This is a genomic window from Mycobacterium sp., assembly GCF_052143115.1.
Lineage (GTDB): Bacteria > Actinomycetota > Actinomycetes > Mycobacteriales > Mycobacteriaceae > Mycobacterium.
Window position 1 is genome coordinate 1 of record NZ_JBKQTQ010000115.1, and the last position, 25,185, is coordinate 25,185.

The 25,185-nt window shown below is 66.7% G+C and carries 27 protein-coding genes; 8 read left to right on the plus strand and 19 right to left on the minus strand.

All coding sequences use genetic code 11. The annotated features are described in order from the left end of the window. Window positions 1–316 precede the first annotated feature (316 nt). Window positions 317–3,868 carry a carboxylic acid reductase gene (gene car / locus ACLQI9_RS12390; protein ID WP_442391715.1) on the plus strand — a complete coding sequence of 1,184 codons (3,552 nt, stop codon included), beginning with the start codon at window positions 317–319 and terminating at the stop codon, window positions 3,866–3,868. Window positions 3,869–3,941: 73 nt separating this feature from the next. Here the strand turns inward: car and ACLQI9_RS12395 are convergent, their stop codons facing one another. The 5 genes from ACLQI9_RS12395 to ruvC form a co-directional block, all read right to left on the minus strand. Then, entirely contained in the window at window positions 3,942–4,589 is a 648-nt protein-coding gene (locus tag ACLQI9_RS12395; protein WP_442391716.1) for a hypothetical protein, read from the minus strand. A gap of 154 nt (window positions 4,590–4,743) precedes the next feature. Continuing rightward, window positions 4,744–5,133 carry a DUF1304 domain-containing protein gene (locus ACLQI9_RS12400; RefSeq protein ID WP_442377825.1) on the minus strand — a complete coding sequence of 130 codons (390 nt, stop codon included), beginning with the start codon at window positions 5,131–5,133 and terminating at the stop codon, window positions 4,744–4,746. 5 nt (window positions 5,134–5,138) lie between these two features. Next, window positions 5,139–6,200: a Holliday junction branch migration DNA helicase RuvB gene (gene ruvB / locus ACLQI9_RS12405; protein ID WP_442377823.1), complete on the minus strand. Its 1,062-nt coding sequence runs from the start codon at window positions 6,198–6,200 to the stop codon at window positions 5,139–5,141. Further along, a complete protein-coding gene (ruvA, locus tag ACLQI9_RS12410; RefSeq protein ID WP_442377821.1) occupies window positions 6,197–6,790 on the minus strand; it encodes a Holliday junction branch migration protein RuvA in 594 nt (197 codons plus the stop codon). Before ruvA ends, ruvB begins: the two co-directional genes overlap by 4 nt. Further along, window positions 6,787–7,341, minus strand: coding sequence for a crossover junction endodeoxyribonuclease RuvC (gene ruvC / locus ACLQI9_RS12415; protein ID WP_442377819.1), 555 nt, complete (start codon window positions 7,339–7,341; stop codon window positions 6,787–6,789). The genes ruvA and ruvC overlap by 4 nt, the downstream gene beginning before the upstream one ends. A 340-nt stretch (window positions 7,342–7,681) precedes the next feature. Here ruvC and ACLQI9_RS12420 point away from each other — a divergent pair, with 340 nt between their 5' ends. The 5 genes from ACLQI9_RS12420 to ACLQI9_RS12440 are packed head-to-tail and all read left to right on the plus strand — an operon-like array spanning window position 7,682 to window position 11,253. Next, window positions 7,682–8,287 carry a DUF4178 domain-containing protein gene (locus ACLQI9_RS12420; RefSeq protein WP_442377817.1) on the plus strand — a complete coding sequence of 202 codons (606 nt, stop codon included), beginning with the start codon at window positions 7,682–7,684 and terminating at the stop codon, window positions 8,285–8,287. A gap of 9 nt (window positions 8,288–8,296) precedes the next feature. Beyond that, window positions 8,297–8,791: a DUF2617 family protein gene (locus ACLQI9_RS12425; protein ID WP_442377815.1), complete on the plus strand. Its 495-nt coding sequence runs from the start codon at window positions 8,297–8,299 to the stop codon at window positions 8,789–8,791. Then, the gene (locus tag ACLQI9_RS12430; RefSeq protein ID WP_442377813.1) at window positions 8,788–9,219 is read left to right on the plus strand and encodes a DUF4247 domain-containing protein; all 432 of its coding nucleotides are present in this window, start codon (window positions 8,788–8,790) and stop codon (window positions 9,217–9,219) included. The genes ACLQI9_RS12425 and ACLQI9_RS12430 overlap by 4 nt, the downstream gene beginning before the upstream one ends. A gap of 34 nt (window positions 9,220–9,253) precedes the next feature. Further along, window positions 9,254–9,709, plus strand: a complete 456-nt coding sequence (locus ACLQI9_RS12435; protein WP_442377811.1) for a DUF350 domain-containing protein — start codon at window positions 9,254–9,256, stop codon at window positions 9,707–9,709. Beyond that, the gene (locus tag ACLQI9_RS12440; RefSeq protein WP_442391717.1) at window positions 9,706–11,253 is read left to right on the plus strand and encodes a polyamine aminopropyltransferase; all 1,548 of its coding nucleotides are present in this window, start codon (window positions 9,706–9,708) and stop codon (window positions 11,251–11,253) included. Before ACLQI9_RS12435 ends, ACLQI9_RS12440 begins: the two co-directional genes overlap by 4 nt. A gap of 11 nt (window positions 11,254–11,264) precedes the next feature. Here the strand turns inward: ACLQI9_RS12440 and ACLQI9_RS12445 are convergent, their stop codons facing one another. The 3 genes from ACLQI9_RS12445 to ACLQI9_RS12455 all read right to left on the minus strand — a co-directional run bounded on the left by ACLQI9_RS12445 (window position 11,265) and on the right by ACLQI9_RS12455 (window position 13,150). Continuing rightward, window positions 11,265–12,020 carry a YebC/PmpR family DNA-binding transcriptional regulator gene (locus ACLQI9_RS12445; protein WP_442377807.1) on the minus strand — a complete coding sequence of 252 codons (756 nt, stop codon included), beginning with the start codon at window positions 12,018–12,020 and terminating at the stop codon, window positions 11,265–11,267. Window positions 12,021–12,258: 238 nt separating this feature from the next. After that, window positions 12,259–12,864, minus strand: a complete 606-nt coding sequence (locus tag ACLQI9_RS12450) for a class I SAM-dependent methyltransferase (RefSeq protein ID WP_442377061.1) — start codon at window positions 12,862–12,864, stop codon at window positions 12,259–12,261. A gap of 7 nt (window positions 12,865–12,871) precedes the next feature. Continuing rightward, window positions 12,872–13,150, minus strand: coding sequence for a hypothetical protein (locus ACLQI9_RS12455; RefSeq protein ID WP_442377059.1), 279 nt, complete (start codon window positions 13,148–13,150; stop codon window positions 12,872–12,874). A 141-nt stretch (window positions 13,151–13,291) separates the two neighbouring features. Between ACLQI9_RS12455 and ACLQI9_RS12460 the strand changes: the two genes are divergently transcribed. Beyond that, window positions 13,292–14,092, plus strand: coding sequence for an oxygenase MpaB family protein (locus tag ACLQI9_RS12460; protein ID WP_442377063.1), 801 nt, complete (start codon window positions 13,292–13,294; stop codon window positions 14,090–14,092). Window positions 14,093–14,098: 6 nt separating this feature from the next. Here ACLQI9_RS12460 and pdxT read toward each other — a convergent pair whose 3' ends face one another. The 11 genes from pdxT to ACLQI9_RS12515 form a co-directional block, all read right to left on the minus strand. After that, the gene (gene pdxT, locus ACLQI9_RS12465; protein WP_442391718.1) at window positions 14,099–14,695 is read right to left on the minus strand and encodes a pyridoxal 5'-phosphate synthase glutaminase subunit PdxT; all 597 of its coding nucleotides are present in this window, start codon (window positions 14,693–14,695) and stop codon (window positions 14,099–14,101) included. After that, window positions 14,692–15,537 (minus strand): acyl-CoA thioesterase II, encoded by an 846-nt coding sequence (gene tesB, locus ACLQI9_RS12470; protein WP_442384116.1) that lies wholly within the window; start codon window positions 15,535–15,537, stop codon window positions 14,692–14,694. The genes pdxT and tesB overlap by 4 nt, the downstream gene beginning before the upstream one ends. A 9-nt stretch (window positions 15,538–15,546) precedes the next feature. After that, window positions 15,547–16,455, minus strand: a complete 909-nt coding sequence (gene pdxS / locus ACLQI9_RS12475) for a pyridoxal 5'-phosphate synthase lyase subunit PdxS (RefSeq protein WP_442384118.1) — start codon at window positions 16,453–16,455, stop codon at window positions 15,547–15,549. An 89-nt stretch (window positions 16,456–16,544) separates the two neighbouring features. Further along, complete coding sequence (locus ACLQI9_RS12480) at window positions 16,545–17,603, minus strand: NUDIX hydrolase (protein WP_442384120.1); 1,059 nt, start codon at window positions 17,601–17,603, stop codon at window positions 16,545–16,547. Then, window positions 17,603–18,727, minus strand: coding sequence for a glycosyltransferase family 4 protein (locus ACLQI9_RS12485; protein ID WP_442384122.1), 1,125 nt, complete (start codon window positions 18,725–18,727; stop codon window positions 17,603–17,605). Before ACLQI9_RS12485 ends, ACLQI9_RS12480 begins: the two co-directional genes overlap by 1 nt. Continuing rightward, the gene (locus ACLQI9_RS12490; protein WP_442384124.1) at window positions 18,727–19,677 is read right to left on the minus strand and encodes a phosphatidylinositol mannoside acyltransferase; all 951 of its coding nucleotides are present in this window, start codon (window positions 19,675–19,677) and stop codon (window positions 18,727–18,729) included. Before ACLQI9_RS12490 ends, ACLQI9_RS12485 begins: the two co-directional genes overlap by 1 nt. Further along, entirely contained in the window at window positions 19,674–20,330 is a 657-nt protein-coding gene (gene pgsA / locus ACLQI9_RS12495) for a phosphatidylinositol phosphate synthase (protein ID WP_442384126.1), read from the minus strand. The genes ACLQI9_RS12490 and pgsA overlap by 4 nt, the downstream gene beginning before the upstream one ends. 7 nt (window positions 20,331–20,337) lie before the next feature. Continuing rightward, window positions 20,338–20,889, minus strand: coding sequence for an HIT family protein (locus ACLQI9_RS12500; RefSeq protein WP_442384128.1), 552 nt, complete (start codon window positions 20,887–20,889; stop codon window positions 20,338–20,340). Continuing rightward, complete coding sequence (gene thrS / locus ACLQI9_RS12505; RefSeq protein WP_442384130.1) at window positions 20,882–22,936, minus strand: threonine--tRNA ligase; 2,055 nt, start codon at window positions 22,934–22,936, stop codon at window positions 20,882–20,884. The genes ACLQI9_RS12500 and thrS overlap by 8 nt, the downstream gene beginning before the upstream one ends. A 91-nt stretch (window positions 22,937–23,027) precedes the next feature. Then, a complete protein-coding gene (locus ACLQI9_RS12510) occupies window positions 23,028–23,654 on the minus strand; it encodes a PaaI family thioesterase (RefSeq protein ID WP_442384190.1) in 627 nt (208 codons plus the stop codon). Window positions 23,655–23,746: 92 nt separating this feature from the next. Further along, window positions 23,747–24,655 (minus strand): aldo/keto reductase, encoded by a 909-nt coding sequence (locus ACLQI9_RS12515; RefSeq protein WP_442384192.1) that lies wholly within the window; start codon window positions 24,653–24,655, stop codon window positions 23,747–23,749. A gap of 32 nt (window positions 24,656–24,687) precedes the next feature. Between ACLQI9_RS12515 and ACLQI9_RS12520 the strand changes: the two genes are divergently transcribed. Beyond that, window positions 24,688–25,185, plus strand: a complete 498-nt coding sequence (locus tag ACLQI9_RS12520; protein WP_442384132.1) for a DUF1990 domain-containing protein — start codon at window positions 24,688–24,690, stop codon at window positions 25,183–25,185.

Consider the following 25,185-nt stretch of genomic DNA (forward strand, 5'->3'; position numbering starts at 1 on the left):
TCATCCGGCGGTAGCCCAGCCCCACCCCACAGGCCCCCAACGACACGCCGTACGCGGGCATTCACACATGAGGCAACGAAGGAGCTACGCGGGCATATTTGATGAGTCAACGCGGAGTCAACGCGGCGCCAACCGTCGAGGTACGGATGCGACGGATGTGGCAGGGCTGGCCCGCAACTAGCGACCGGCAGTGGCCGATTTCACGTAGTCATGCCCGCTAATTGGGAATATCGTTACCTTTGCTAACGTAGTACGCATTAGGCGCAGCGTGGCGTCGTCAAAGATTTTCTGATTCAACAAGTTCCGAGGTTTCGTTATGTCGATTGACACCCAAGAACGCCTAGAACGTCGCACCGAAGAGTTGGCCGCCAACGACCCGCAGTTCGCCGCCGCGCGGCCCGATGAGGCCGTCAGCGCCGCCATCCAGGACGCCGGGTCGCGACTCCCACAGGTCATCAAGGCGGTGCTGGAGGGCTACTCCGACCGGCCGGCGCTGGCTCAACGCGCCGTCGAGCTGGTCAAGGACCCGCAGACCGGCCGCACGTCGGCCAAGCTGCTCCCCTGGTTCAACACCGTCAGCTATGGCGAGCTCGCCGCCCGGGCCGACGTAGTGTCGCGCGCATTGACTGACGGCGCTGATGGCACTGTGGCAGCCGGTGATCGGGTCTGCGTGCTCGGCTTCACCAGCGTCGACTACACCACCATCGACATCGCCCTGGGCCTGATCGGCGCGGTGTCAGTCCCGCTGCAGACCAGCGCGGCGATCGCGCAGCTGCTCCCGATCATCACCGAGACCGAACCCAGCGTTGTCGCCGCCAGCGTCGACTATGTGTCCGATGCGGTCGACCTGATCCTCGCCGGTTCTGACGCAGGCCACACGCCTGGACGCCTCGTCATCTTCGACTACCGCACCGAGGTCGACGACCACCGCGCGGCCCTGCAAACCGCCCACGAGCGGCTGGACGAAACAGGCATTTACATTGAGACGCTGAACGAGGTCCGCGAGCACGGCGCTGCGCTGCCGGCCGCGCCCCGCGTCGCCCAAGACGCAGAAAACACAGCCGACCCGCTGGCGCTGCTGATCTACACCTCGGGCAGCACCGGCGCGCCCAAAGGCGCGATGTACCCGCAGAGCAACGTCGCCAAGATGTGGAACCGTTCGACCAAGAACTGGTTTGGGCCCAGCGCAGCATCGATCAGCCTGAACTTCATGCCGATGAGCCACGTCATGGGCCGCGGCACCCTGTACGGCACGCTCGGGAACGGCGGCACCGCCTACTTCGCCGCCAAGAGCGACCTGTCGACGCTGCTGGAGGACCTGCGCTTGGTGCGGCCCACGGAATTGAACTTCGTGCCACGCATCTGGGAGATGTTGTACGTTGAATACCAGAGTGAGGTGGGCCGACGGACAGCCGAAGGCGCCGACCGTCAGGCCGTCGAGTCCCAGGTGCTGGTCGAGCTGCGCCAGGAGCTGCTCGGCGGGCGCTACATCTTTGCGATGACGGGTTCGGCACCGACCTCTCCGGAGTTGAGGACCTGGGTCGAGTCGTTGCTCGACATGCATCTGCTGGACGGCTACGGCTCCACCGAGGCCGGCATGGTGTTGTTCGACGGCGAAATTCAGAGTCCGCCGGTGGTCGGCTACAAGCTGGTAGACGTTCCGGACCTCGGCTACTTCGCCACCGACCGGCCGTATCCGCGCGGCGAACTGCTGCTACGGACCGAGAACATGTTCCCCGGCTACTACAAGCGGGCCGAAACCACTGCCAACGTGTTCGCCGCCGACGGGTACTACCGGACCGGCGACGTCTTCGCAGAGGTCGCTCCCAACGGGCTGGTCTACGTGGACCGCCGCAACAACGTCGTGAAGCTGGCACAGGGCGAGTTCGTCACGCTGGCGAAGCTGGAGGCGGTGTTCGGCAACAGTCCGCTGGTTCGCCAGATCTACGTCTACGGCAACAGCGCGCAACCCTACCTGCTGGCAGTCGTGGTGCCCACCGAGGACGCCCTGGCAAGCTTCGGCGTTGACGCGCTCAAGGCGCGGATCGCCGAGTCGCTGCAGAACGTCGCGAAAGAGGCCAGCCTACAGTCCTACGAGGTGCCGCGCGACTTCATCATCGAGACCACGCCGTTCACCCTGGAGAACGGTCTGCTGACCGGCATCCGCAAGCTGGCGTGGCCGAAGCTGAAGCAGCACTACGGCGAGCGCCTGGAACAGCTCTACGCCGACTTGACCGAAGGCCAGGCCAACGAGTTGTCCGAACTGCGCCGCGGCGGCGCCGACGCGCCGGTGCCACAGACCGTCAGCCGGGCCGCGGCCGCCATGCTGGGCGCCGCGAAATCCGATCTGACGCCCGATGCCCACTTCACCGATCTGGGCGGAGATTCGTTGTCCGCGTTGACATTCGGCAACCTGCTGCACGAGATCTTCGACGTCGACGTGCCGGTGGGAGTGATCGTCAGCCCGGCCAACGACCTGCAGGCCATCGCCGACTACATCGAGGGCGAGCGACAGGGTACCAAGCGGCCGACTTTCGCCGCGGTGCACGGCTTTTCGAACAAGGAGAGCGCGGTCGAGGTGCACGCTGCCGACCTCACTCTGGACAAGTTCATCGACCAGGCCACCCTGGCCGCCGCGCCTAACCTGCCGCAGCCCAGCCGCGAGGTGCGGACGGTGTTGCTGACCGGCGCCACCGGCTTCCTCGGTCGCTACCTGGCGCTGGAGTGGCTCGAGCGGATGGATTTCGTCGACGGCAAGGTGATCGCCCTGGTGCGGGCCAAGACGGATGAAGATGCGAGGACTCGTCTCGACAAGACCTTCGACAGCGGCGACCCGAAGCTGCTCGAGCGTTACCAGCAGCTGGCGGCCGATCACCTCGAGGTCATCGCCGGTGACAAGGGCGAGGCCAACCTCGGCCTGGACCCGCAGACCTGGCAGCGGCTCGCCGACACCGTCGACCTGATCGTCGACCCCGCGGCCCTGGTCAACCACGTGCTGCCGTACAGCGAGCTGTTCGGCCCCAACGCGCTGGGCACCGCCGAGCTGATCAAGATTGCGCTGACCACCAAGATCAAGCCGTACACCTATGTGTCGACGATCGGCGTGGGCGATCAGATCAAGCCGTCGAGCTTCGTCGAGGACGCCGACATCCGCGAGATCAGCGCCACCCGTCAGATCAACGACAGCTATGCCAACGGTTACGGCAACAGCAAGTGGGCCGGCGAGGTGCTTCTGCGCGAGGCCAATGACCTGTGCGGGCTGCCGGTCGCGGTGTTCCGCTGCGACATGATCCTGGCCGACACCAGCTATGCGGGCCAGCTGAACCTGCCGGACATGTTCACCCGGCTGATGCTCAGCCTGGCGGCCACCGGCATCGCACCCGGCTCGTTCTACGAGCTGGACGGCGACGGCCACCGGCAGCCCGCGCACTATGACGGCCTTCCGGTGGAGTTCATCGCTGAGGCGATCTCGATCTTGGGCACGGAGGTGCTGGAGGACGAGGCTGGGTTCCAGACCTATCACGTGATGAACCCGCATGACGACGGGATCGGCCTCGACGAATTCGTCGACTGGCTGGTCGACGCCGGGTACTCGATCCAGCGGGTCGGCGACTACGCCACCTGGTTGGAGCGGTTCGAGACCACGCTGCGGGCGCTGCCGGAGCGGCAACGTCAGTACTCACTGTTGCCGCTGCTGCACAACTACCAGCGGCCGGACAAGCCGATCAACGGGTCGATGGCTCCGACCGACCAGTTCCGTGCGGCGGTGCAGGAAGCGAAGATCGGGCCGGACAAAGACATCCCGCATGTCTCGGCGCCGATCATCGTCAAGTACATCACCGACCTGCAGCTGCTCGGGCTGCTCTAGTCACCAGCTAAGGCTGAGGCCGATCGCCGCGTATTCGATGGCGATCGGCCTCATGGTGTCAAGACCACGTCAATCAGTCGCCCGCCACGTTGGCGCGTCGCCGGCGGAACAGACCACCCTTGCCCTCGCGCCGGTGCGACTGCGGTGCAGCGGGTTCCAGCACCTCGGTTGGAGCTGCCGATGCCGCGAAAGCACCCGAGCTGTCCGCCGCCTCCTGCTCTTCTTCGGCTAACAGCGCGTATTCGAGGTCACGCGCCGTGCGGACCGAGACCCGCGCCAAGACCGCGCCACCCAGAAAGACGATCAGTACGCCCAACCCGGAGAAGTAGCCGATCTCGATCACAGCCCGCTTGGCGTCTGTCGCGGCGATCGGCTGACCGACGTCCCCGAGCCGCAATGTCGATGCCAAGGTGCGACCGACGACAAACCACGCGCCGGCGATAACGGCCAACCAGCCGCCGAACATCGCGGTGGCGCGGTTTCCCGAGATCAGCAGCAAAAAGCCGCCCACCGCGGTGGTGGCGCCGGGGAACACCTCCAGCCAGGCGCGGGCGGTGCTCCACGCCCACGGTTGGTCGGGGGTGTAAGCGAAATGGAAGTAGGGCCCGATGAAGGGGATCAACGCTCCCCATACACCAAGGATTATCAGCAGCAATCCGCTCACAGCGCCACGGCTGCGCGGCATATGCAGGCTGCCGAAACCTGACCGCGAGTCATTCATTACGAGTCTCCTCAAACAGTGGACACCAGGGTGTCCAGCGCGTGCTGAGTACCCAGATGCGCCGGCGATGTAACCCCGGCCCGCCAACGGGCCAACACGGACCGAACGCCGCGGTCGAGGTGGACGATCCGCGGTTTATGAAGCCGGGGACCTGTTACGGCGTAACCAGGCCGATCACCAACAACACGATAGCGATCAGCGGAAACGTGCCCTGGGTCAGGGCGGCCCGCGCCTTGTCCGGTGCCGACGCCAGCAGCACCACCGCCGCGGCGGCCATGGATCCGACGCCGGCGAAAATCAACGCTGCGCCAACGCCCTTGTGTCCCAACGCAACCGCGGTGATGCCAACGCCGGTGACGATAGCCAGGAAGAGGTTGTAGAAGCCTTGGTTGAACGCGAGCAGCTTGGTGGTCTCGGCTTCCTCGGCCGTCGTGCCGAACGCGGCGCGGGTCCGCGGACTGGTCCAGGTCAGCGATTCCATCGTGAAGATGTAGACGTGCAGCAACGCGGCCAGCGCGGCGAGTACCAATCCAGCAGTGATCATGTCCCCTACTCGAATAGTCCCTGTTGACCCAAACCAGCGGCCCTCGCCGGCGGCACCAGCCCTAAGTGGATCCAGGCCTGCGGTGTCGCGACCCGGCCGCGCGGCGTGCGCGCGATCATGCCGGCCCGCACCAGAAACGGCTCGCACACCTCCTCCACCGTAGTGACCTCCTCCCCGACCGCCACCGCCAGCGTCGACACGCCCACCGGACCCCCGCCGAAGCTGCGGGTCAGCGCGGACAACACCGCCCGGTCCAGCCGGTCCAGGCCGAGTTCGTCGACGTCGTAAACCTCCAACGCGGACTTGGCGACATCGCGGGTGATGATGCCGTCGGCGCGCACCTCGGCGAAATCACGGACCCGGCGCAGCAACCGGTTGGCGATCCGCGGGGTGCCCCGCGAGCGGCGGGCGATCTCCGCGCCGGCCTCAGCACCCAGCTCGATGCCCAGAATGCCGGCGGAGCGGGCCAGCACCCGCTCCAACTCGGCCGGCTCGTAGAAATCCATGTGCGCGGTGAACCCGAAGCGGTCGCGCAGCGGGCCGGTCAGCGCACCGGACCGAGTGGTCGCGCCGACCAGGGTGAACGGCGCCACGTCCAACGGAATCGACGCCGCCCCAGGACCTTTGCCGACGACCACGTCGACCCTGAAGTCCTCCATCGCCAGATAGAGCATCTCCTCGGCGGGCCGGGCGATCCGGTGGATCTCGTCGATGAACAGCACGTCATGCTCGACGAGGTTGGACAGCATCGCCGCCAAGTCGCCGGCGCGTTCCAGTGCCGGCCCCGATGTCACCCGCAGCGATGAGCCCAGCTCGGCGGCGATGATCATTGCCAGCGACGTCTTGCCCAGTCCGGGAGGGCCGGACAACAGGATGTGATCCGGTGTGCTGCCGCGGTTTTTGGCGCCCTCGATGACCAGCTGCAGCTGTTCGCGCACCCGCGGCTGGCCGATGAACTCCCGCAGCGAGCGGGGCCGCAGGCTGGCGTCGACGTCACCTTCGCCGACGGTCAGTGCGGCCGACACCTCCCGGTCCTCGACGTCGTCGTCCTCGTCGAATCGACTCACTTGGTCTTCCCCAGCAGCGACAACGCCGACCGCAGCGCCGTCGACGTGGTGGCCTCTGGTTCATTGGCCAGCACCTTGTCGGTGGCCTCTTCGGCCTGCTTGGCCGCAAAGCCAAGTCCGACAAGGGCTTCGATCACCGGCCCGCGAACGGCGTGGCCGTTGACCAACGTCACCACGGCGCTGGTGCCCACCGGCCCGATCTTGTCCCGCAACTCGAGCACCATCCGCTCGGCACCGCGCTTGCCGATGCCCGGCACCCGGGTGAGCGCGGTGACGTCGCCATCAGCGAGCGCCTGACGCAGCGCGTGCGCGTCGTACACCGCGAGGGTGGCCAACGCGATCTTGGGCCCGACCCCGGAGACCCCCAGCAACGTCAGGAACAGGTTGCGGGCGTCGGCGTCGGGAAAGCCGTACAGCGTCATCGAGTCTTCGCGGACGATCATCGCGGTGATCAGCCGGGCCTCGCTGCCGCGGCGCAGCGTCGCCAGCGTGGACGGGGTGGCCATCAGCTTGTAGCCCACGCCGGCCGCCTCGATGACGACATGGTCGAGAGCGACGTCGAGCACCTCGCCGCGTACCGAGGCGATCATGTCGCGGCCCGCACTTTCGCGGCGAACTTCTTGCGCTGCTCGGCGACCTTGGACTCGGCCTCGGCCATCCGGGCGATCATAGGGGCCCGCCAGCAGTGGCAGATCGCCAGCGCCAACGCATCGGCGGCGTCGGCGGGTGTCGGTTTGGCTTGCAGCCCAAGGATTCTGGTGACCATAGCAGTGACCTGTGCTTTGTCGGCGCCGCCATTGCCGGTGACCGCGGCCTTGACCTCGCTGGGGGTATGGAAGTGCACGTCGATGTCGCGTCTGGCCGCCGCCACCGCGATCACACCACCGGCCTGCGCGGTGCCCATCACCGTCGACACGTTCTGCTGGGAGAACACCCGCTCGATGGCGATGACATCGGGATGATGGGTGTCCAGCCAATGCTCGATGGCGTCGCTGATCGCCAGCAGACGGCGCGGCACCGGCTCGTCGGCCGGCGTGCGGACCACGTCGACGTCCAGCGCGATGATCTGCCGGCCGCCGCGGCTCTCCACCACCGACAGGCCGCAACGAGTCAACCCGGGATCGACGCCCATCACCCGCATCCGCGCCTCCCACCTGCCGAACGTCTGTTCGATAAACCTTAGCGGGCCGCACCGACAGCGGCCGGTACGACACGCGGTGTCACCGCGTCGCCGCGAAATCGGGTTTGTCCAGCGGTCGGCTGCGGCTGGGTGCAGGCGCACCAGCGCCAGGCGCGAAGGGTCACAAATTGCGAACGCCTGTTCAATAACCCTAACCTTCGGGACCGACTGCGGTAGGTAGGACACGCGGTGGCCGTGCCGGCCGATCGAGATAGCTGTACCACGCCCAGCCGCGGCAAAAGCTGTTACTTTGAACCGCACTATTGATCAACCGCGGTGCGGTCATGCGGAAGGGTCGCGCATGGGGACAGCACTGCTGGTGCTCGCCGCCGTGCTCTTCATCGCGGCTGTCGTCGTCTTTGTCGCCGCGCTGCGGCGTCCTAAACAACCGCGGGGCGCTCGCCAGGATCCACTCGCGTTCGCCGCGGCGGCGCCTCAATTCGGGCCGCGGCAACTCGGTCCCGGCGCGATCGTCAGTCACGGCGGCATCGACTACGTGGTCCGCGGCTCGGTCACCTACCGCGAGGGCCCGTTCGTGTGGTGGGAGCACCTGCTGGAAGGCGGCGAACTGCCGGTCTGGTTCGGCGTCGAAGACGACGACGGCCGGCTCAAGCTGGCGATGTGGGTCAGCCGCAAAGATCTTCAGCTGCAGCCCGGCGGCGAGCACGTGGTCGACGGTGTGACCTACCGGGAGTCGGAACGTGGTCATGCCGGATACACCACCGAGGGCACCACGGGATTGCCGGCAGGCGGCGACATGGACTTCGTCGACTACGCCAACGCCGACGAAACCACGCTGCTTGCTTTCGAGCGCTGGGCGCCGGACATGCCGTGGGAGGTTTCCACCGGCAAGTCCGTGGTGACCGGCGAGCTCACCGTCTACCCTGCGCCGCCGGCCACCGCGTAGGCCACGGCGGTGCCGCTCCATCAGCTGGCCGTATCCCCGGCCGATGTCAGCGGAGCGGGACTTGGACTGGCGCTCAACGCGCCCGCCCCTCGCCCGCTGGCCAGCTACGGACTGCCCCACCCCGACGGCGGCGCGCTTGTGCTCGGAGTCCTCGGCGCGTCGCACGTCATCACCGTCGAGCACGCCAACTGTCTCTTTTCCGAACAGGTCTCGTGCGACCTCGGCGGCGAGCTGCCCCAACACACCGACGCACCCGGCTACCACCTCGAATCCCGCACCGACATCCACGACGAGCCGACTTTCCGCCGACTCGCGCAGAGCCTGCGCGAACGTTGCGCGCGTGAAACCGGTTGGCTCGGCGGGACTTTCCCCGGCGATGACGCCGCGCTGACCGCGCTCGCCGCCGAGGCCGACGGCGCCGGCTGGCGCTGGCAGACATGGCATCTGTATCCGGCGGTCTCCGGCGGCACCGTCGTCTATACCGCCAGCCGGTGGCACCCATGACCCGCAACCGTCTATTCGTCATGGCCATTGTGCTGGCCCTCACGTCGTTTACCAGCCTGATATTCGGAATAACGCTGCAGCACAAGGATATCCGGTCGTTTATTGCTTCCCACTACCGCGAATACTCCCATGACGCAGACGGGGCGCGGTATCTGTGCGATGGATCGCCCGCCACGGTGGCCGACACCCTGGCCGGCTATCAGAGCCCGGCGGCGCGTGCCTCCAGCGCGGGCACCCAGTACCTGCGCTACGACGACGCAATCGTGTCGGTCGGCGCGGACGGCCCACACTCGTGCAGCGTTCGAGTCGAGGACTTGGCCGCCGGATACAGCCACGGCGCGTTCATCTTTCTCGGTCCCGGCTTTTACCCGGGAGCTCCATCGGGCGGCGCCGGAGGCACCTCCGGCGGCCCAGGCGGGACCAAATGACACCTCAGCGGACACATAAACAAGGGAGATAATCATGTACCTGGCCGTCGAGTTGGGAACGATCGACCTCAATCCAGTCCTCAAAGGATTGGTCGCCACCGTCTTGTACTTCCTGGTCGGCATGGCCGTCCTGGTCCTCGGCTTCATCATGGTCGACGTGCTCACCCCGGGGAAGCTGCGCCAGATGGTGTTCGTCGATCGCCGCCCCAACGCGGTCGTACTGGCCTGCGCGATGTACATCGCGCTGGCCACCGTCATCATCACCGCGATCGCCAACAGCTACAGCCAGCTGGGTCAGGGGCTGGTGGGCGTGGCGGTGTACGGGCTCATCGGCGTTGTCCTGCAAGGGATCGCGCTGCTGACACTGCACCTTGTGATACCGGGCGACTTCCATGAACACGTCGACGAGCCGGAGTTACATCCGGCGGCGTTCGCCACGGCCGTGATGCTGCTGGCCGTGGGAGGGGTGACCGCCGCCGCGGTGTCATGACATCGTCCACCGAGTCTTCCGGGCGCTGGCGGGCAGTGCTGCTGGCCGCGGTCGCGGCATGCGCGGCGTGCGGCATCATCTACGAACTTGCGCTGCTGACGTTGTCGACGAGCCTCAACGGGGGCGGCATCGTCGCCACGTCGCTGATCGTCGCCGGCTACATCGCCGCGCTGGGCGGGGGCGCCCTGCTGGTCAAGCCGCTGCTGGGGCGGGCAGCGATCACCTTCATCGTCGTCGAAGCGCTGCTGGGCATCATCGGTGGATTGTCCGCGGCGGCGCTGTACGTGATGTTCTCGTTCATCGGCGGATCCTTGCTAGTGCTCGCGATGGGCACTGCGCTGATCGGCGGACTAGTCGGCGCCGAGGTACCGCTGCTGATGACGCTGCTGCAGCAGAGGCGAACCGCCTCCGAAGACCCAGCCACCGACACCGGCCGGACACTGGCCAACCTCACCGCCGCCGACTACCTGGGCGCGCTGATCGGCGGGCTGGTTTGGCCGTTCGTGCTGCTGCCGCAGCTGGGGATGATCCGCGGCGCGGCCGCCACCGGCATCATCAACCTAGTCGCCGCCGCGATCGTCTCGATTTTCCTGCTGCGACAAGTGGTTAGCGCTCGGCAGCTGATGACGGCGCTGGGCGCGCTGGCCGCAGCGCTGGCGCTGCTGGCCACGCTGCTGGTGCGCGCGCAGGATGTCGAGACGACCAGCCGCCAGCGGCTTTACGCCGACCTGATCATCGCCTACCGGCAGTCGGCGTATCAGCAGATCGTGGTGACCCGTCGTGGCAACGACATGCGCCTCTACCTCGACGGCGGTTTGCAGTTCTCTAGCCGCGACGAATACCGCTACACCGAAAGCCTGGTCTATCCCGCGCTCGGCGCGGGAGCCCGGTCGGTGCTGGTATTGGGCGGCGGCGATGGCCTGGCTGCCCGCGAACTGCTGCGGCAGCCCGGCGTCGAGAAGATCGTGCAAGTGGAGCTCGACCCGGCCGTCATCGAATTAGCCCGCACCACAATGCGTTCCGCAAACGGCGGCTCGCTGGACAATCCGCGCGTCGACGTCGTTACCGATGATGCGATGACCTGGCTGCGCGGCCCGCACTCCGGGTCGTTCGACGCGGTCATCGTCGATCTTCCCGACCCGGATACGCCCGTGCTGGGCCGGCTGTATTCGACCGAGTTCTATACGCTGGTTTCCCGTGCGCTGGCATCCGGCGGGCTGATGGTGGTTCAGGCTGGCAGCCCCTATTCGACCCCAATCGCGTTCTGGCGCACGGTGTCCACGATCGAGGCCGCCGGCTACGCGGTCACGCCATACCACGTCTATGTCCCCACCTTCGGCGACTGGGGGTTTGCGCTAGCGCGGCGCAGTCACACGCCACCGCGACCCACGATGCCGCCCAACGCGGCGCCGCTACGCTTTCTCAACCAGTCGGTGCTCGACGCCGCCACGGTGTTCCCCGCCGACGTGCGAACCCGCACGCTCGAGCCCTCGACTCTGGAACACCCGCGGGTGGTCGAGGACATGCGCCACGGCTATGACTAACCCTGGCTGACTCACTCGTCGTCGAGCGCCGCCAGCACCTCGTCGGACACGTCGACGTTGGTCCACACGTTCTGGACGTCGTCGCTGTCCTCCAGCGCGTCGACGAGCTTGAACACCTTGCGGGCGCCCTCGACATCGACCGGCACGCTCACCGACGGCTGAAAGCCGGCCTCGGCGGACTCGTAGTCAATCCCGGCGTCCTGCAACGCGGTCCGCACTGCCACCAAATCAGTCGGCTCGGCGATCACTTCGAAGCTTTCGCCGAGGTCGTTGACGTCCTCGGCGCCGGCCTCCAGCACGGCGGTCAGCACGTCGTCCTCGGTCAGGCCGTCCTTCTCCAGGGTCACCACGCCCTTGCGAGCGAACAGATAGGCCACCGATCCCGGGTCGGCCATAGTGCCGCCATTGCGCGTCATCGCCACCCGCACCTCGCTGGCGGCACGGTTGCGATTGTCGGTCAGGCACTCGATCAATACCGCCACGCCATTGGGCGCGTAACCCTCGTAGGTGATGGTCTGATATTCAGCACCGCCGGCTTCCTCGCCTGCGCCCCGCCGACGGGCCCGCTCGATGTTGTCGTTGGGCACCGAGCTCTTCTTGGCCTTCTGGATCGCGTCATACAGCGTCGGGTTGCCCCCGGGGTCACCGCCACCGACACGGGCCGCGACCTCGACGTTCTTGATCAGCCGGGCGAACATCTTGCCGCGACGCGCGTCGACGACGGCCTTCTTGTGCTTGGTGGTGGCCCATTTGGAATGGCCGCTCATCGGTGTACTACCTCTTCTGTCGCTCTCAAAGTTTGCGCAACGAGTCTACGTTGACGCCGGATACCGATTGACCGGCCGCCACACCGCCGCCTCAGATTCCCCAGGAGTCACAAAAGGGCCGGGTATACGGCTGTGCCCGCATCTGAGCGAAAACGGTCGCGCCCCGACGCGAATTCGCGCAGAGGCGGGCAGAAGACGTCCGCCGGCCTCGCGGTGACTCGAGTGACAGATGTGGCGATCACGGTTTGATCCACCGCCACTGGGTTGACCACAACGGGCCCGCGTCAGGCAATGTGTCGCTGACCGCTCTTACTACCCCGGGCCACCACTCGGCGTGATAGTCGTCCCCGGACAACCAGCCTTCGGGCCGTACCTTCGGCGCCCACGCCTTGATATCGGCGGCGACGCTCGCGTAGTCGTGGCGCGCGTCGATGTGCACCCAGGCCAGCGAGTCATCCGCGAATAGACCAGCAGCGCCGACCGAGTCGCTGATCACAAGTTGAATCGTGTCAGCGAGGCCGCAGCCGATGATGTTGCGGTGCAACAGCCCCGCGAACGTTCCGCCGCCGTGGGCAACCGCGGGTGCGTGCGCGTCGCTGTCACCGCGGCCCTCCGACCCGCTCCCCCGACCGGTGTCGACACCGATGATTCGGGTGGCATGCGTACTGCGCACCACCTCACCCAACGAACAGATGCTGCGCCCGAGATAACACCCCACCTCGACAAAGCAACTGCCGTCGGGGAAATGCGCGGCGGCTTCCTCTTGATGGCGGCGCCACTGAAACCAGCCGGGTATGTCGCGCCACGAATGCACCGGTTTGTCGAACGTGGCAGTGGTGTCCACCGTCCGGTCAGCCGTGCGGCGCCTCAGAGATCTTGCTGTCGGGTTTGCCGATCGTTTGGCAGTAAGCCGCCGCTGACACACGCGTCGCCGTGATCTCCAGGTTGCTGGGTTCAGCGCCACTCTTGTCCTTGAGCATCTTGCTGATCTCTTGGTCTTGCTTCTTCTCGTCCTGCGTCGTGAAGTCCTTGCACTTGGTGTCGCCACCCGTGTTGAGGATCTGTGAGGCAGAGCAACCGCTGAGCAACAGCGCGGCGATCGCGATCGCGGTGGCTACAGTTCGCTTCATCGTTGACCTTTCTGTGCCGGAATGGTGGGTATCTGTTACACCGCAACGCCTCACTTCAAACGCTGCACTACCGTTGAAAAGGTGACGGCGCAAAGCCCCCTGCAGGCGGTCCGCGACGCGCTGGGCAGCAGCCTGTTCGAAATGATCGCCGGCCCCGACGGTCCGACCGAACGTGCACGCATCCGCCGGACTCCGGGACCGCGGTGGTTCGCCGACGACCGCCCGATCCGCCGGGTGCACGCCGACGCCTCGATGTTCGTCGGCGGGTTGCGGGCATTGCTGCTGCAGTCTTTGCACCCGCTGGCGATGGCCGGCGTGGCTGAACACTCCAACTACCGGGGCGACCCGTGGGGCCGGTTGCAACGAACCAGCGCCTTTTTGGCCGTGACGACCTACGGAGCGGCGGGCGACGCGCAGCGCGCCGTTGATCGGGTCCGGGGTATCCACCGGCGGGTGCAGGGGATCGCCGCCGACGGCAGGCGGTATCAGGCCACCGATCCGCACCTGCTGGAATGGGTTCACGTCGCCGAAGCCGACAGCTTCCTGCGCGCCCATCACCTCTACGGCGCGGCTCCGCTGGACCAGGATGGTCGCGACGGATACGTCGGAGACATGGCGGAAATCGCCGCCAGGCTCGGCGTGGTCAACCCGCCGCGCACCCAACGTGAGTTGACGCAACGGATTAACGCGTTCCGACCGGAGTTGCGCAGCACACCCGAGGCGCGCGATGCTGCCCGATTCCTTCTGCTGACGCCGCCGCTGCCATTGGCGGCACGCGCGCCCTATGGCGCGCTGGCCGCCACGGCGGTGGCGATGCTGCCCGTATGGGCGCGCATGCCGTTGCTGCTGCCCTACTTTCCACCGGTCGAGCTCACGGTCGTGCGCACAATCGGACGCGCCTTGGTCGGCGGCATTCGATGGGCGCTGCCCGCCGCCGGCTGACCCGCGTCACTCCCGACCGCGGACGATGTCGACGAACAAGCGGTGGATACGACGGTCGCCGGTCATCTCCGGGTGAAATGCCGTGGCAAGCACCCGACCCTGGCGGACCGCGACCGCGTGCCCGGCGGCACGGGCCAGCACCTGCACGCCGTCGCCGACCCGCTCCACCCACGGCGCGCGGATGAACACCCCACGCACGGGCTTATCGAAGCCGCTGAACTCGACATCGCCTTCGAACGAGTCGACCTGACGTCCAAAAGCGTTGCGCCGCACGGTCATATCGATGCCGCGCAGCGGGACGGCTTCGCGACCTCCTACACCTGCGTCCAGGATCTCGCTGGCCAGCAAGATCATGCCGGCGCAGGCCCCATAGGCCGGGAACCCGTCGGCCAGCCGGTCACGCAGCGGCTGCAGCAGGTCAAGCTCGCGCAGCAGATGGCTCATCGTGGTGGACTCGCCGCCGGGGATGACCAGCGCGTCGACGGCGTCGAGTTCCTCACGGCGTCGGACACTCACCGAATCGGCTCCCGCGTCGCGCAGCGCCGCCAGGTGTTCGCGGGTGTCGCCCTGCAGCGCTAAGACGCCGACCCGTGGGCCGCTCACTGTTCGGTCGGCCGGTATCCGCGCGCGAAGCGGGTCAGGCCCTCCTGCATGACGGCGGCGACCATCTCGCCGTACTGATTGAAGATCTTGCCCTGGCACAGCGCGCGGCCGCCGCAGGCCGACGGCGAGGACTGGTCGTAGAGCAACCACTCGTCGGCCCGGAACACCCGCATGAACCACATCGCGTGATCCAGCGACGCCACCTGCAGATGCGAACGCTCATCGAGGTGGGTGACCTGCGCCGATCCCAGCAGGGTGAGATCACTCATGTAAGCCAGTGCGCAGATATGCAGCACCGGGTCGTCGGGCAGCGGATCGCGGTGCCGAAACCACACCTGCTGCTGCGAAGCCTTCCCCGGCAGCAGCTGCAGCTGGTCTCGCGGCACGATGCGGATGTCCCACTCCTCAAACTGCTTGAACCCGGCGTCGTCGAACACCTTCATCGACTTCAGTCCCGGCAGATCGTCCGGTGGCGGCGCTGAGGGCATCACGTCCTGGTGGTGGATGCCCTCCTGATCGGCCTGGAAAGAGGCCGACATGGAAAAGATCGTCTGGCCGTGCTGAATGGCGTTGACCCGCCTGGTACAGAACGAGCCGCCATCCCGCAACCGCTCGACGATAAAGACGGTGGGCGCCTTGGCATCTCCGGGTCGGATGAAATATCCGTGCAGCGAGTGAACCAAATCGTCGGGTTCGACGGTGCGCACCGCCGACACCAGCGCCTGGCCGGCCACATGACCGCCGAAGGTGCGCTGAAAGTAACCCGATTCCGGGCTGAATACGCTACCGCGGTAGATGTTGACCTCGAGTTGCTCGAGATCAAGGATCTTCTCGATCGACACGAAACGTTCTTACCAGCCGCGTTGGGCCAGGCGATGCGGCGTGGCGATCTCCTCCACATTGATGCCGACCATCGGCTCGCCGAGCCCCCGCGACACCCGCGCCAGCACATCGGGGTCGTCGTAAAAGGTGGTGGCCTTGACGATCGCGGCGGCGCGCTCGGCGGGGTCCCCGGACTTGAAGATGCCTGAGCCCACGAAGACCCCCTCGGCGCCGAGCTGCATCATCATCGCGGCGTCGGCCGGGGTCGCGATACCACCGGCGGTGAACAGCGTAACCGGCAACTTACCGGCCCGTGCCACCTCTACCACGAGATCGTAGGGCGCCGCGAGTTCCTTTGCCGCGACGTATAACTCGTCGTCGGACAACGACGTCAGCCGGCGGATCTCACCGCCGATGGCCCGCATGTGCGTGGTCGCGTTGGAGACGTCGCCGGTGCCGGCTTCGCCTTTGGAGCGGATCATCGCCGCGCCCTCGTTGATGCGCCGCAGGGCCTCACCCAGATTGGTTGCGCCGCAGACGAACGGCACGGTGAACTTCCACTTGTCGATGTGGTGGGTGTAGTCGGCCGGGGTGAGCACTTCGGATTCATCGATGTAGTCCACGCCCAGGCTCTGCAGGATCTGCGCTTCGACGAAATGCCCGATGCGGGCCTTGGCCATCACCGGGATGGTAACCGCGGAGATGATGCCCTCGATCATGTCCGGGTCGCTCATCCGCGAGACGCCGCCCTGGGCCCGAATATCGGCGGGCACCCGCTCCAACGCCATCACCGCGACGGCGCCGGCGCCTTCGGCGATGCGGGCCTGTTCCGGCGTGACGACGTCCATGATGACGCCGCCCTTGAGCATCTCGGCCATCCCACGCTTGACCCGCGCCGTTCCGGTTCGCCCGGTGCCGTTGTGCGCCGCGCTATCCACTGGTGATCTCCTTTTAGCTGGTGTCAACCGATTCTAGTGGTGATCACCAAACGGTATTTCCCGCCGTCGGTCGGGGCTGCTACCCCACCTCACCGGATGGACTGCAGCTGGCGAGCCCGGTCGGGAGCCCCGGCCAGCGCGATCGCCTCGGCGAGCAGTTCGGAGAGCTGCAACGGGTACACCGTCTCGCCGGTCGCCACCAGTTCGGCGATGTCGGCGGTGTCACACCAGCGGTGGCCGTGGATGTAGCGGTCCTCCAATTCGGTCCGCCCGGCGGTGGACGGTTCGAACCGTCGAGTCCGGTGGACGAAGAAGAACTCCTCGCTGTCGATCGCCGAGCCGTTGAAGTCGAACACCGCATCGCGTCGCCAGATCGGGCCGATCATGTCAGCGGGATCGACACGCAAACCGGTTTCTTCGGCCAGCTCACGGGCCGCGGCCTGGGCCAGCGTCTCACCGTCGCCGGCCTGGCCGCCCACGGTGAACCACCACCGCGGCGCTGAGTTTTCCGGGCCGACGGACGCTGCCGGGTCAGATCCGCACAACAGCAGCACCGCGCCGGTTTCGTCGAGCAACACCACCCGCGCCGAGGTGCGCCGGTCCGCCGCGGGGTGATCGCCGTGGCGCAGCGCCTGCGACCGCTCGGCGATTTCGAAATAGCTTGGCAGCGCCGCTGTTCCACCCAGCCGCAGCAACCGAACCAGGCGCCTCTCGCGCAGCGCCAGGGTGTCCCGCACCGCGTCGTTGTGGAATCGGCGGGCCAGCAGCACCCGCGCTTCGGCGTCGGCCAACTCGGCGATCAGCCCGGCCGGCACCGACTCCGGATCGACCATCGCCAGCGCGGCCGAGAGCTTGTTTTCGCAGGCCTCCCGCGCCTGCCGGGGGGCGCGTTCGGCGGCGTCGGCCAGCGCCGCCAACTGCTTGGCTTCCGAGTTGGCTTCCGGGGCACCGCCGTAGGCGTTCGCCGCGACAGCGCGGGCCACCACCGCGCGCCGGGCCAGCGCGCTGTCAAGGGCCTGCCAGGACAGGTCGTAGCGCACGTGCAGCCGGTCCAGCCGATTGGCCGTCTGATACCCCCAGGCGCCGAAGACCACCAGTGCCGCAAACAGCGCGGCCACCGTGATGACCAGCACGATCGCCCCGGACATCAGCTCGCCACCTGGACCTTGGCGCCGGACCCGGCGACCGTCTCATAGACCTGCATGATCTGGTTGGCCACCACCGACCAGTCGTAGCGGCGCACCGCATCGGCGCCTGCCGCGACATAGCGTTTGGCCAACTGATCGTTTTCCAACACCGCGACCAGGCCGGCCGCCAGCGCAGCGCCGTCCTCGACCGGCACCAGTCGGCCCGCATCGCCATCACGCAGCACCCGCCGGAATGCGTGCAGATCGCTGGCGACCACCGGAGTACCGGCGGCCATCGCCTCGACCAGCACGATGCCGAAGCTCTCCCCGCCGGTGTGCGGTGCACAGTAGACGTCGGCGCTGCGCAGCGCCGACGCCTTGGCGGCGTCGTCCACTTGGCCCAGGAAACGCAGGTGGCCCGCCAATCCGCCTGCCTTGCTGCGTAATTCGTCTTGGTCACCGCGGCCCACGACCAGCACCTGCACACCCGGAAAGTGCTCGACCAGACCGGGCAGCGCGTCGATCAGAACGGCCATGCCCTTGCGGGGTTCGTCGTAGCGGCCCAAGAACAGCACCGTCTTACCGGGCCGGGGATACCCGGCCAGCAGCGGCGCCGAGGCGAACGAGGCGACGTCGACTCCGTTGGGAATCTCGACCGCATCCGATCCCAGCGCTTCCATCTGCCAGCGCCTGGCCAGGTCGGACACCGCGATGCGGCCGACAATCTTCTCGTGCCAGGGCCGCAGCACCCCCTGGAACACCGTCAGCGTCAGCGATTTGGTGGTCGAGGTGTGAAAGGTCGCCACGATCGGCCCCTCGGCCACCCGCAGCGCCCACATCGACAGGCTCGGCGCATTCGGCTCATGCAGATGCAGCACGTCGAAGTCACCGTCGGCCAGCCAGCGCCTGACCTTGCCGTGTACGGCCGGGCTGAATTGCAGCCGCGCCACCGAACCGTTGTAGGGAATCGGGACCGCCCTGCCCGCGGAGACGACGTACTCGGGCAGCGCCACATGCGGCGACGAGGGCGCCAGCACGCTGACGTTCTGACCGCGGGCGCGCATCACCTCGGCGAGCTGCAACACATGCGACTGCACCCCGCCCGGGACATCGAACGAGTACGGACACACCATGCCGATTCGCATCAAGCTCCCGCCAATCGGGCCCGTCGCTCGTCGGACAGATCTGCCAGCCACTGCGGCTGCAGCATATGCCAGTCGGCGGGATACTCGGCAATGTTGCGGGCAAAGACGTCGGCCAGCGCCTGGGTGATGACCCCGACGTCGCCGCTGGCGCAATCCAGCGGCGGGTAGATCTCGATTCGGGTCGTGTCGCCCTCGTACCAGCAGTGCACCGGCAGCAGCGCTGCCCCGGTTTTGATCGCCAGTTTCGCCGAACCGGCCGGCATCCTGGTCGGTTCGCCGAAGAAATCCACCTGGACCCCGATGCGAGAAAGGTCCCGCTCGGCCATCAGACACACCGCCTTGTTATCCCGCAGTCGTTCGCTGAGCAGCTGGAAGGGTGGCTGCTCGCCGCCGGACAATGGGATCACCTCGAAGCCCAGGCTATCCCGATAGTCGATGAACCGCCGGTACAGCGAATCGGGTTTGAGCCGCTCGGCCACGGTGGTGAACCTGCCGTAAGTCTGGGTCAGCCACACCCCGGCCATATCCCAGTTGCCGCTGTGCGGCAACGCCATCACCGCACCGCGGCCCTCCGCCAGCGCCGCGTCGAGATGTTCGTCGCCCACAACCGTTTTCGCGAGTTCCTGGCCCAGCGCGTGGTGATCCATCGTCGGCAACCGGAACGCCTCGCGCCAGTAGCGGGCATAGGACGCCAGCGACGCCCGCATCAGGCTGCCGGGCACTTCTTTCGGCGGAACACCGATGACGCGCGCCAGATTCTTGCGCAGCTGGGCGGGTCCCCCGTTGCGGGACGCATAGAGCGCTCCGGCGTCGAAAACGTTGCGCGCGGCGAATTCCGGCATGGCGCGCACCATCATCCACCCGGCCGCATAACCCCAGTCGGTCACCCGGCCACCCAGCGAAAGGCCGCTGACCCCAGGCAGTTTAAAGCCCCCCGGGACAGAGATCACGGCTCGCTCTTCCCCTGCTCGCCGGCCGGGGGCATCGGGTCGCCCGCACCGGGCGAATGCCGCACGGTGTGCAACCGCTGAGCACAGGTGACCATGCTGGCCGCGGCCAGCAGCCACATCGCCACCGGCAGCGCCCACGACAACGGGAACACCGGCAGGTCGGACAATCCCGCCCCGACGAGCACGATGATCAACCGTTCCGGCCGTTCGATGAAGCCGCCGTCACCGCGCAGCCCGCTGGCTTCGGCGCGGGCCTTGATGTAGGAGATGACCTGCGAGGTGACCAGACAGATCAACGTCGCAACCACCAACGACGGGCTGTGCAGGCCGAACGCCGCCCACCACGCCAGCCCGCAGAACACCGCGCCGTCGCTGATGCGGTCGCAGGTGGCATCCAGCACGGCACCGAATCGGCTGCCGCCGCCGCTTTCCCGTGCCATCGCCCCGTCGACCAAGTCGAACAGAACGAAGAAAGTGATGACCAACGCGCCGGCGAAAAGCCGGCCGGTCGGAAACAGCGTCAGCGCGGCCAGCACCGCGGCAGCGGTGGCGATGATGGTGACGCTGTCCGCGGTGAAGCCGGCATGCAGGAACGCCCGGGCCACCGGTGTGGTGACCCGCGCGACGCCCTCACGCGACAGTAACTTGCTCATAGCTTATTCACCGCTGCTTTTCCCACTCGGTGGCCAGCAGACGACGGGTGTCGCGCAGCAATTGCGGGATGACCTTGGAGTCGCCGATGATCGTGATGAAGTTGGCGTCGCCACCCCATCGCGGCACCACATGCACATGCAGATGTTCGGCCAGCGAACCGCCCGCCGACTCCCCCAGATTCAAGCCGACGTTGAAGCCGTGTGGTCGAGACACGTTCTTGATGACGCGAATCGCCTTCTGCGTGAAGGCCATCAGCTCGGCGGTCTCCTTGTCGGTGAGATCTTCCAGCTCGGATACCCGCCGATACGGCACCACCATCAGATGTCCGGGGTTGTACGGGTACAGGTTGAGCACGGCGTAGACGAGTTCACCGCGGGCGACCACGAGACCGTCCTCGTCGGACAATTGCGGGATCTCGCTGAACGGCTGGTCTCCCGAGGACTTTTCGCGCCGCAATGGCGCCTCGGCCAGGTAGCTCATTCGATAGGGCGTCCACAACCGCTGCAGGTGGTCGGAGTCGCCGACTCCCCTGTCGATGATCGAGTCGTCATCAGCCACGACTGCTCACCTTGACCAAATCAGCAGTGGGAACTGAGTTTTCGCGGTCGGCAATCCACTGGACAACGGCGGCTACCGCTTCGTCGCGAGGAACTCCGTTGATCTGGGTGCGGTCGCCGAACCGGAAACTCACCGCACCGGCCTGCACGTCACGGTCACCGGCCAACAACATGAACGGCACCTTTTGGTTGGTGTGATGGACGATCTTCTTGGCCATGCGATCGTCGCTGGAATCCACCTCGACGCGCACGCCGTGCGACTTCAGCTGTGCGGCAACGTCTTCCAGGTAGGCCGCGTGCTCGTCCGCAACCGGGATGCCGACCACCTGCAGCGGCGCCAGCCAGGCCGGAAACGCGCCCGCATAGTGCTCGGTGAGGATACCGAAAAACCGCTCGATCGATCCGAACAGCGCACGGTGGATCATTACCGGCCGCTGGCGCGAACCGTCGGCGGCGGTGTATTCCAGTTCGAAACGCTCCGGGAAGTTGAAATCGACCTGAATGGTCGACATCTGCCAGCTGCGGCCCAGCGCGTCGCGGGCCTGCACGGAGATCTTCGGGCCGTAAAAGGCCGCGCCGCCGGGATCGGGCACGAGTTCGAGACCGGATTCCGTCGCGACTTCGGCCAGCGAGTCGGTGGCTTCCTCCCACATCGCATCAGAGCCGACGAACTTCTCCGGGTCCTTGGTGGACAGCTCCAGATAGAAGTCCTCCAATCCGTAGTCGGCCAGCAAGTCGAGCACGAACCGCAACAGCGATGCCAGTTCGTCGTGCAGCTGCTCGCGGGTGCAGAAGATGTGCGAATCGTCCATGGTGAACCCGCGCGCCCGCGTCAGCCCGTGCACCACACCGGATTTCTCATAGCGGTAGACGGTGCCGAACTCGAAGAGCCGCAAAGGAAGCTCGCGATACGACCGTCCCCGCGACCGGAAGATCAGCGTGTGCATCGGGCAGTTCATCGGCTTGAGGTAGTAATCCTGCCCCGGCTTGCGCACAGTTCCGTCGTCGTTGAGCTCGGCATCGAGGTGCATCGGCGGGAACATGCCGTCGGCGTACCAGTCCAAGTGGCCCGACGTCTGGAACAGTTGCGCCTTGGTGATGTGCGGGGTGTTGACGAATTCGTACCCGGCCTCGATGTGCTTCTGCCGCGAGTACTCCTCAAGCTCCCTGCGCACGATGCCGCCCTTGGGATGGAAAACCGCTAGCCCAGAACCGATTTCGTCGGGAAAACTGAACAAGTCCAGCTCGACGCCCAGTTTGCGGTGGTCGCGACGCTGGGCTTCCTCGAGCAGCTGCAGATGGCGGTCGAGCGCCTCCTGCGACTCCCAGGCGGTGCCGTAGATGCGCTGCAGGCTGGCGTTTTTCTGGTCGCCTCGCCAGTAGGCGGCCGAGCTTCTGGTCAGCTTGAACGCCGGGATGTGCTTGGTGGTCGGGATGTGCGGTCCGCGGCATAAATCACCCCAGACTCGTTCCCGGGTACGGGGATTGAGGTTGTCGTAGGCGGTGAGCTCGTCACCGCCGACCTCCATCACGTCGGGGTCGCCGGACTTGTCGTCCACGAGTTCGAGCTTGTACGGCTCGTTGGCCAGCTCCTCGCGCGCCTGCTCCTTGGACCCGTAGACCCGCCGGTCGAACAGCTGTCCGTCCTTGACGATCTGGCGCATCCGCTTTTCCAGCTTCTCCAAGTCCTCAGGCGTAAACGGATCCGCCACGTCGAAGTCGTAGTAGAAACCATCGGTGATCGGCGGCCCGATCCCCAGCTTGGCGTGCGGGAACAGGTCTTGCACGGCTTGGGCCAACACATGCGCGGCCGAGTGCCGGATGACGCTGCGCCCGTCGTCGGTGTTCGCCGCGACCGGCGTGACCTCAACTTCGTGTGCGGGAGCCCAGCTCAAGTCGCGCAGCTTGCCGTCGACGTCGCGCACCACCACGACCGCATCGGGGGCGCCGCGGCCGGGCAGACCCGCGTCGCGCACCGCCGCGGCGGCGGTCGTCCCGGCAGGCACCCGGATCGGGGCTGCTGGGGCGGGGCGTGCGGGGGCAGTCATCGACGCGGTCTCCATGGTTTTCGGGTGTTCAAAGGGACCCGACCATGCTATCGGGGGCGGCCTCGATGCTCTTAAGCCGACGGTCCATGCCTTAGGGCTGGCCGGGTTTGAGGAGCACGAACAGCGCCTCACCATCGGTCAGCACGGTGTCGCCGTCGCTCAACCGGCCCGACACAAAGATCTTGCGTCCCTCAACCCGATCAACGCCCGCATCGACCTGCAGTTCCTTGTCGATAGGGACGATCTGGCGGTAGTTGATGTGCAGGTATGCCGTGCGCTGGCGTGGGCCGCCGGTGATCACCCCCGACGTCATACCCAGAATGGAGTCGAACAGCAGCCCGAGCGCGCCGCCGTGAACGGCGCCGTTGCGTCCCAGGTGAAACCGCCGGAAGCGAGCCCAGCCTTCGATCCGGCCGTCGTCTGTTCTGCGCACCTTCATCGGCATCGGCAGGATGTTGCCGCGGTTCGGCAGATCCATTCGGCGGCCCGACGGCGTCGTCCACTCGTCGACGTCGAACGGGGCAAGCAGGCCGGACACCTTCTCGATCAGGTCGGCCGCCTCGCTGATCACCTCGTCGGGTGCGTCGACCGCCCGAGCATGATCCTGCAGCGCACGCACCGCCTCGATGAACCGGCCGTAGTCGGGCCCGCCCCTGGTCGTCGGTTCGGGCGGATTGAATCCGCCGCCCGGGTGTCGCGCATGTTCGCCGGCCACCAGAACACTGTGCCATGCGTCGAAATCGACGCCAGAGCGACTTTTCGGCGAAGTCGGCGCGCTGGCGTCGATCTCGAGGCCGGCTAGCTGCCCTGCTAGTTGCCCTGGGCCGCGCCTGCGGCGGCCAGCGCCTCGAATTCGTCGTCGCTCAGCGTGATCTCAGCGGCGGCGACGTTCTGCTCCAAGTGGGCCACACTGGAGGTGCCGGGAATCGGCAGCATCACCGGGGATCGCTTCAACAGCCACGCCAGCGCCAGCTGCGAGGGCGTCGCGTGGTGACCGGCCGCAACCTTCTGCAGTGGGCCGTCGGGGGCGGCCAGCGGTCCGGCGGCCAGCGGGAACCACGGGATGAAGGCGATGCCCTGGCTGGTCGCGGCATCCAGCAGCGGTTCGGCGGTGCGAGCGGCCAGGTTGTACATGTTCTGCACCGACATGATCGGCGTGATCTGCTGGGCGACGGTGAGCTGATCGACGTTGATCTCGGACAGCCCGATATGACGGATCTTGCCTTCGTTCTGCAGCGTGACGAGTTCACCGACCTGGTCGTCCAGCGGGAAGTTGGCGTCGATGCGGTGCAGCTGAAACAGGTCGATGGTCTCGACGCCCAGGCGCCGCAGGCTCATCTCGCATTCCTGGCGCAGGTAACTCGGATTGCCCAGCGGAATCCACACGTCCGGCCCGGTGCGCAGTAGGCCGGCCTTGGTCGCGATGACAAGGCCGTCATAGGGATATAGCGCCTCGTGGATGATGTCTTCGGAAATGTAGGGGCCGTACGAGTCGGCGGTGTCGATGAAGTTGACGCCGAGTTCGACGGCGCGACGCAGTACCCGGACGCATTCGTCGCGGTCGGCCGGCGGACCCCAGACGCCCTTGCCGGTCAAGCGCATTGCGCCGAAACCGAGACGGCTAACCGTCAGCTCGCCGCCGAGGGTGAGAGTTCCGGATGCCTGAGCTGGTTGTGCGGTGTTGGCGGTCACGCTTACGACCGTACGCCGCACCGACATGCGTGCTGTGACGCCCATGGCAAGCTGAGCGAGTGGACTTGTACACGATCGGTAGCCTGCCGCTGACCTATCCAGAAGTCGGTGCGACCGCCGGCCCGCCGCCGCCGGGATATCGCCACCTCGGCTTTGTCTCCCAGGTCGGGGCGGGTCACCAGCGTTTCGAGGGAGCAGCTGATGCGGTGATGCACTGGGGTATGCAGCGCGGCGCCGGGTTACGCGTGGAGGCCAGCAGCGACGTGGTCACTGTCGGCGCGGTGGTGGTGGTCAAAATGGGTTTCCTGAAAGCACCCTGCCGCGTGGTGTACGTCATCGACGAACCGGATGTCCGGGGTTTCGCCTACGGCACCCTGCCCGGTCACCCTGAGTCCGGTGAGGAACGATTCGTGGTGCGCCGCGACCCGGTCACCGCCGCGGTGTTCGCCGAAGTCTCGGCGTTCTCCCGGCCGGCGACCTGGTGGAGCAAAGCCGGCGGCCCGTTCACGTCGCTGGCTCAGCGCGTGATCGCCAAACGCTACGTCCGCGCGGTGTGA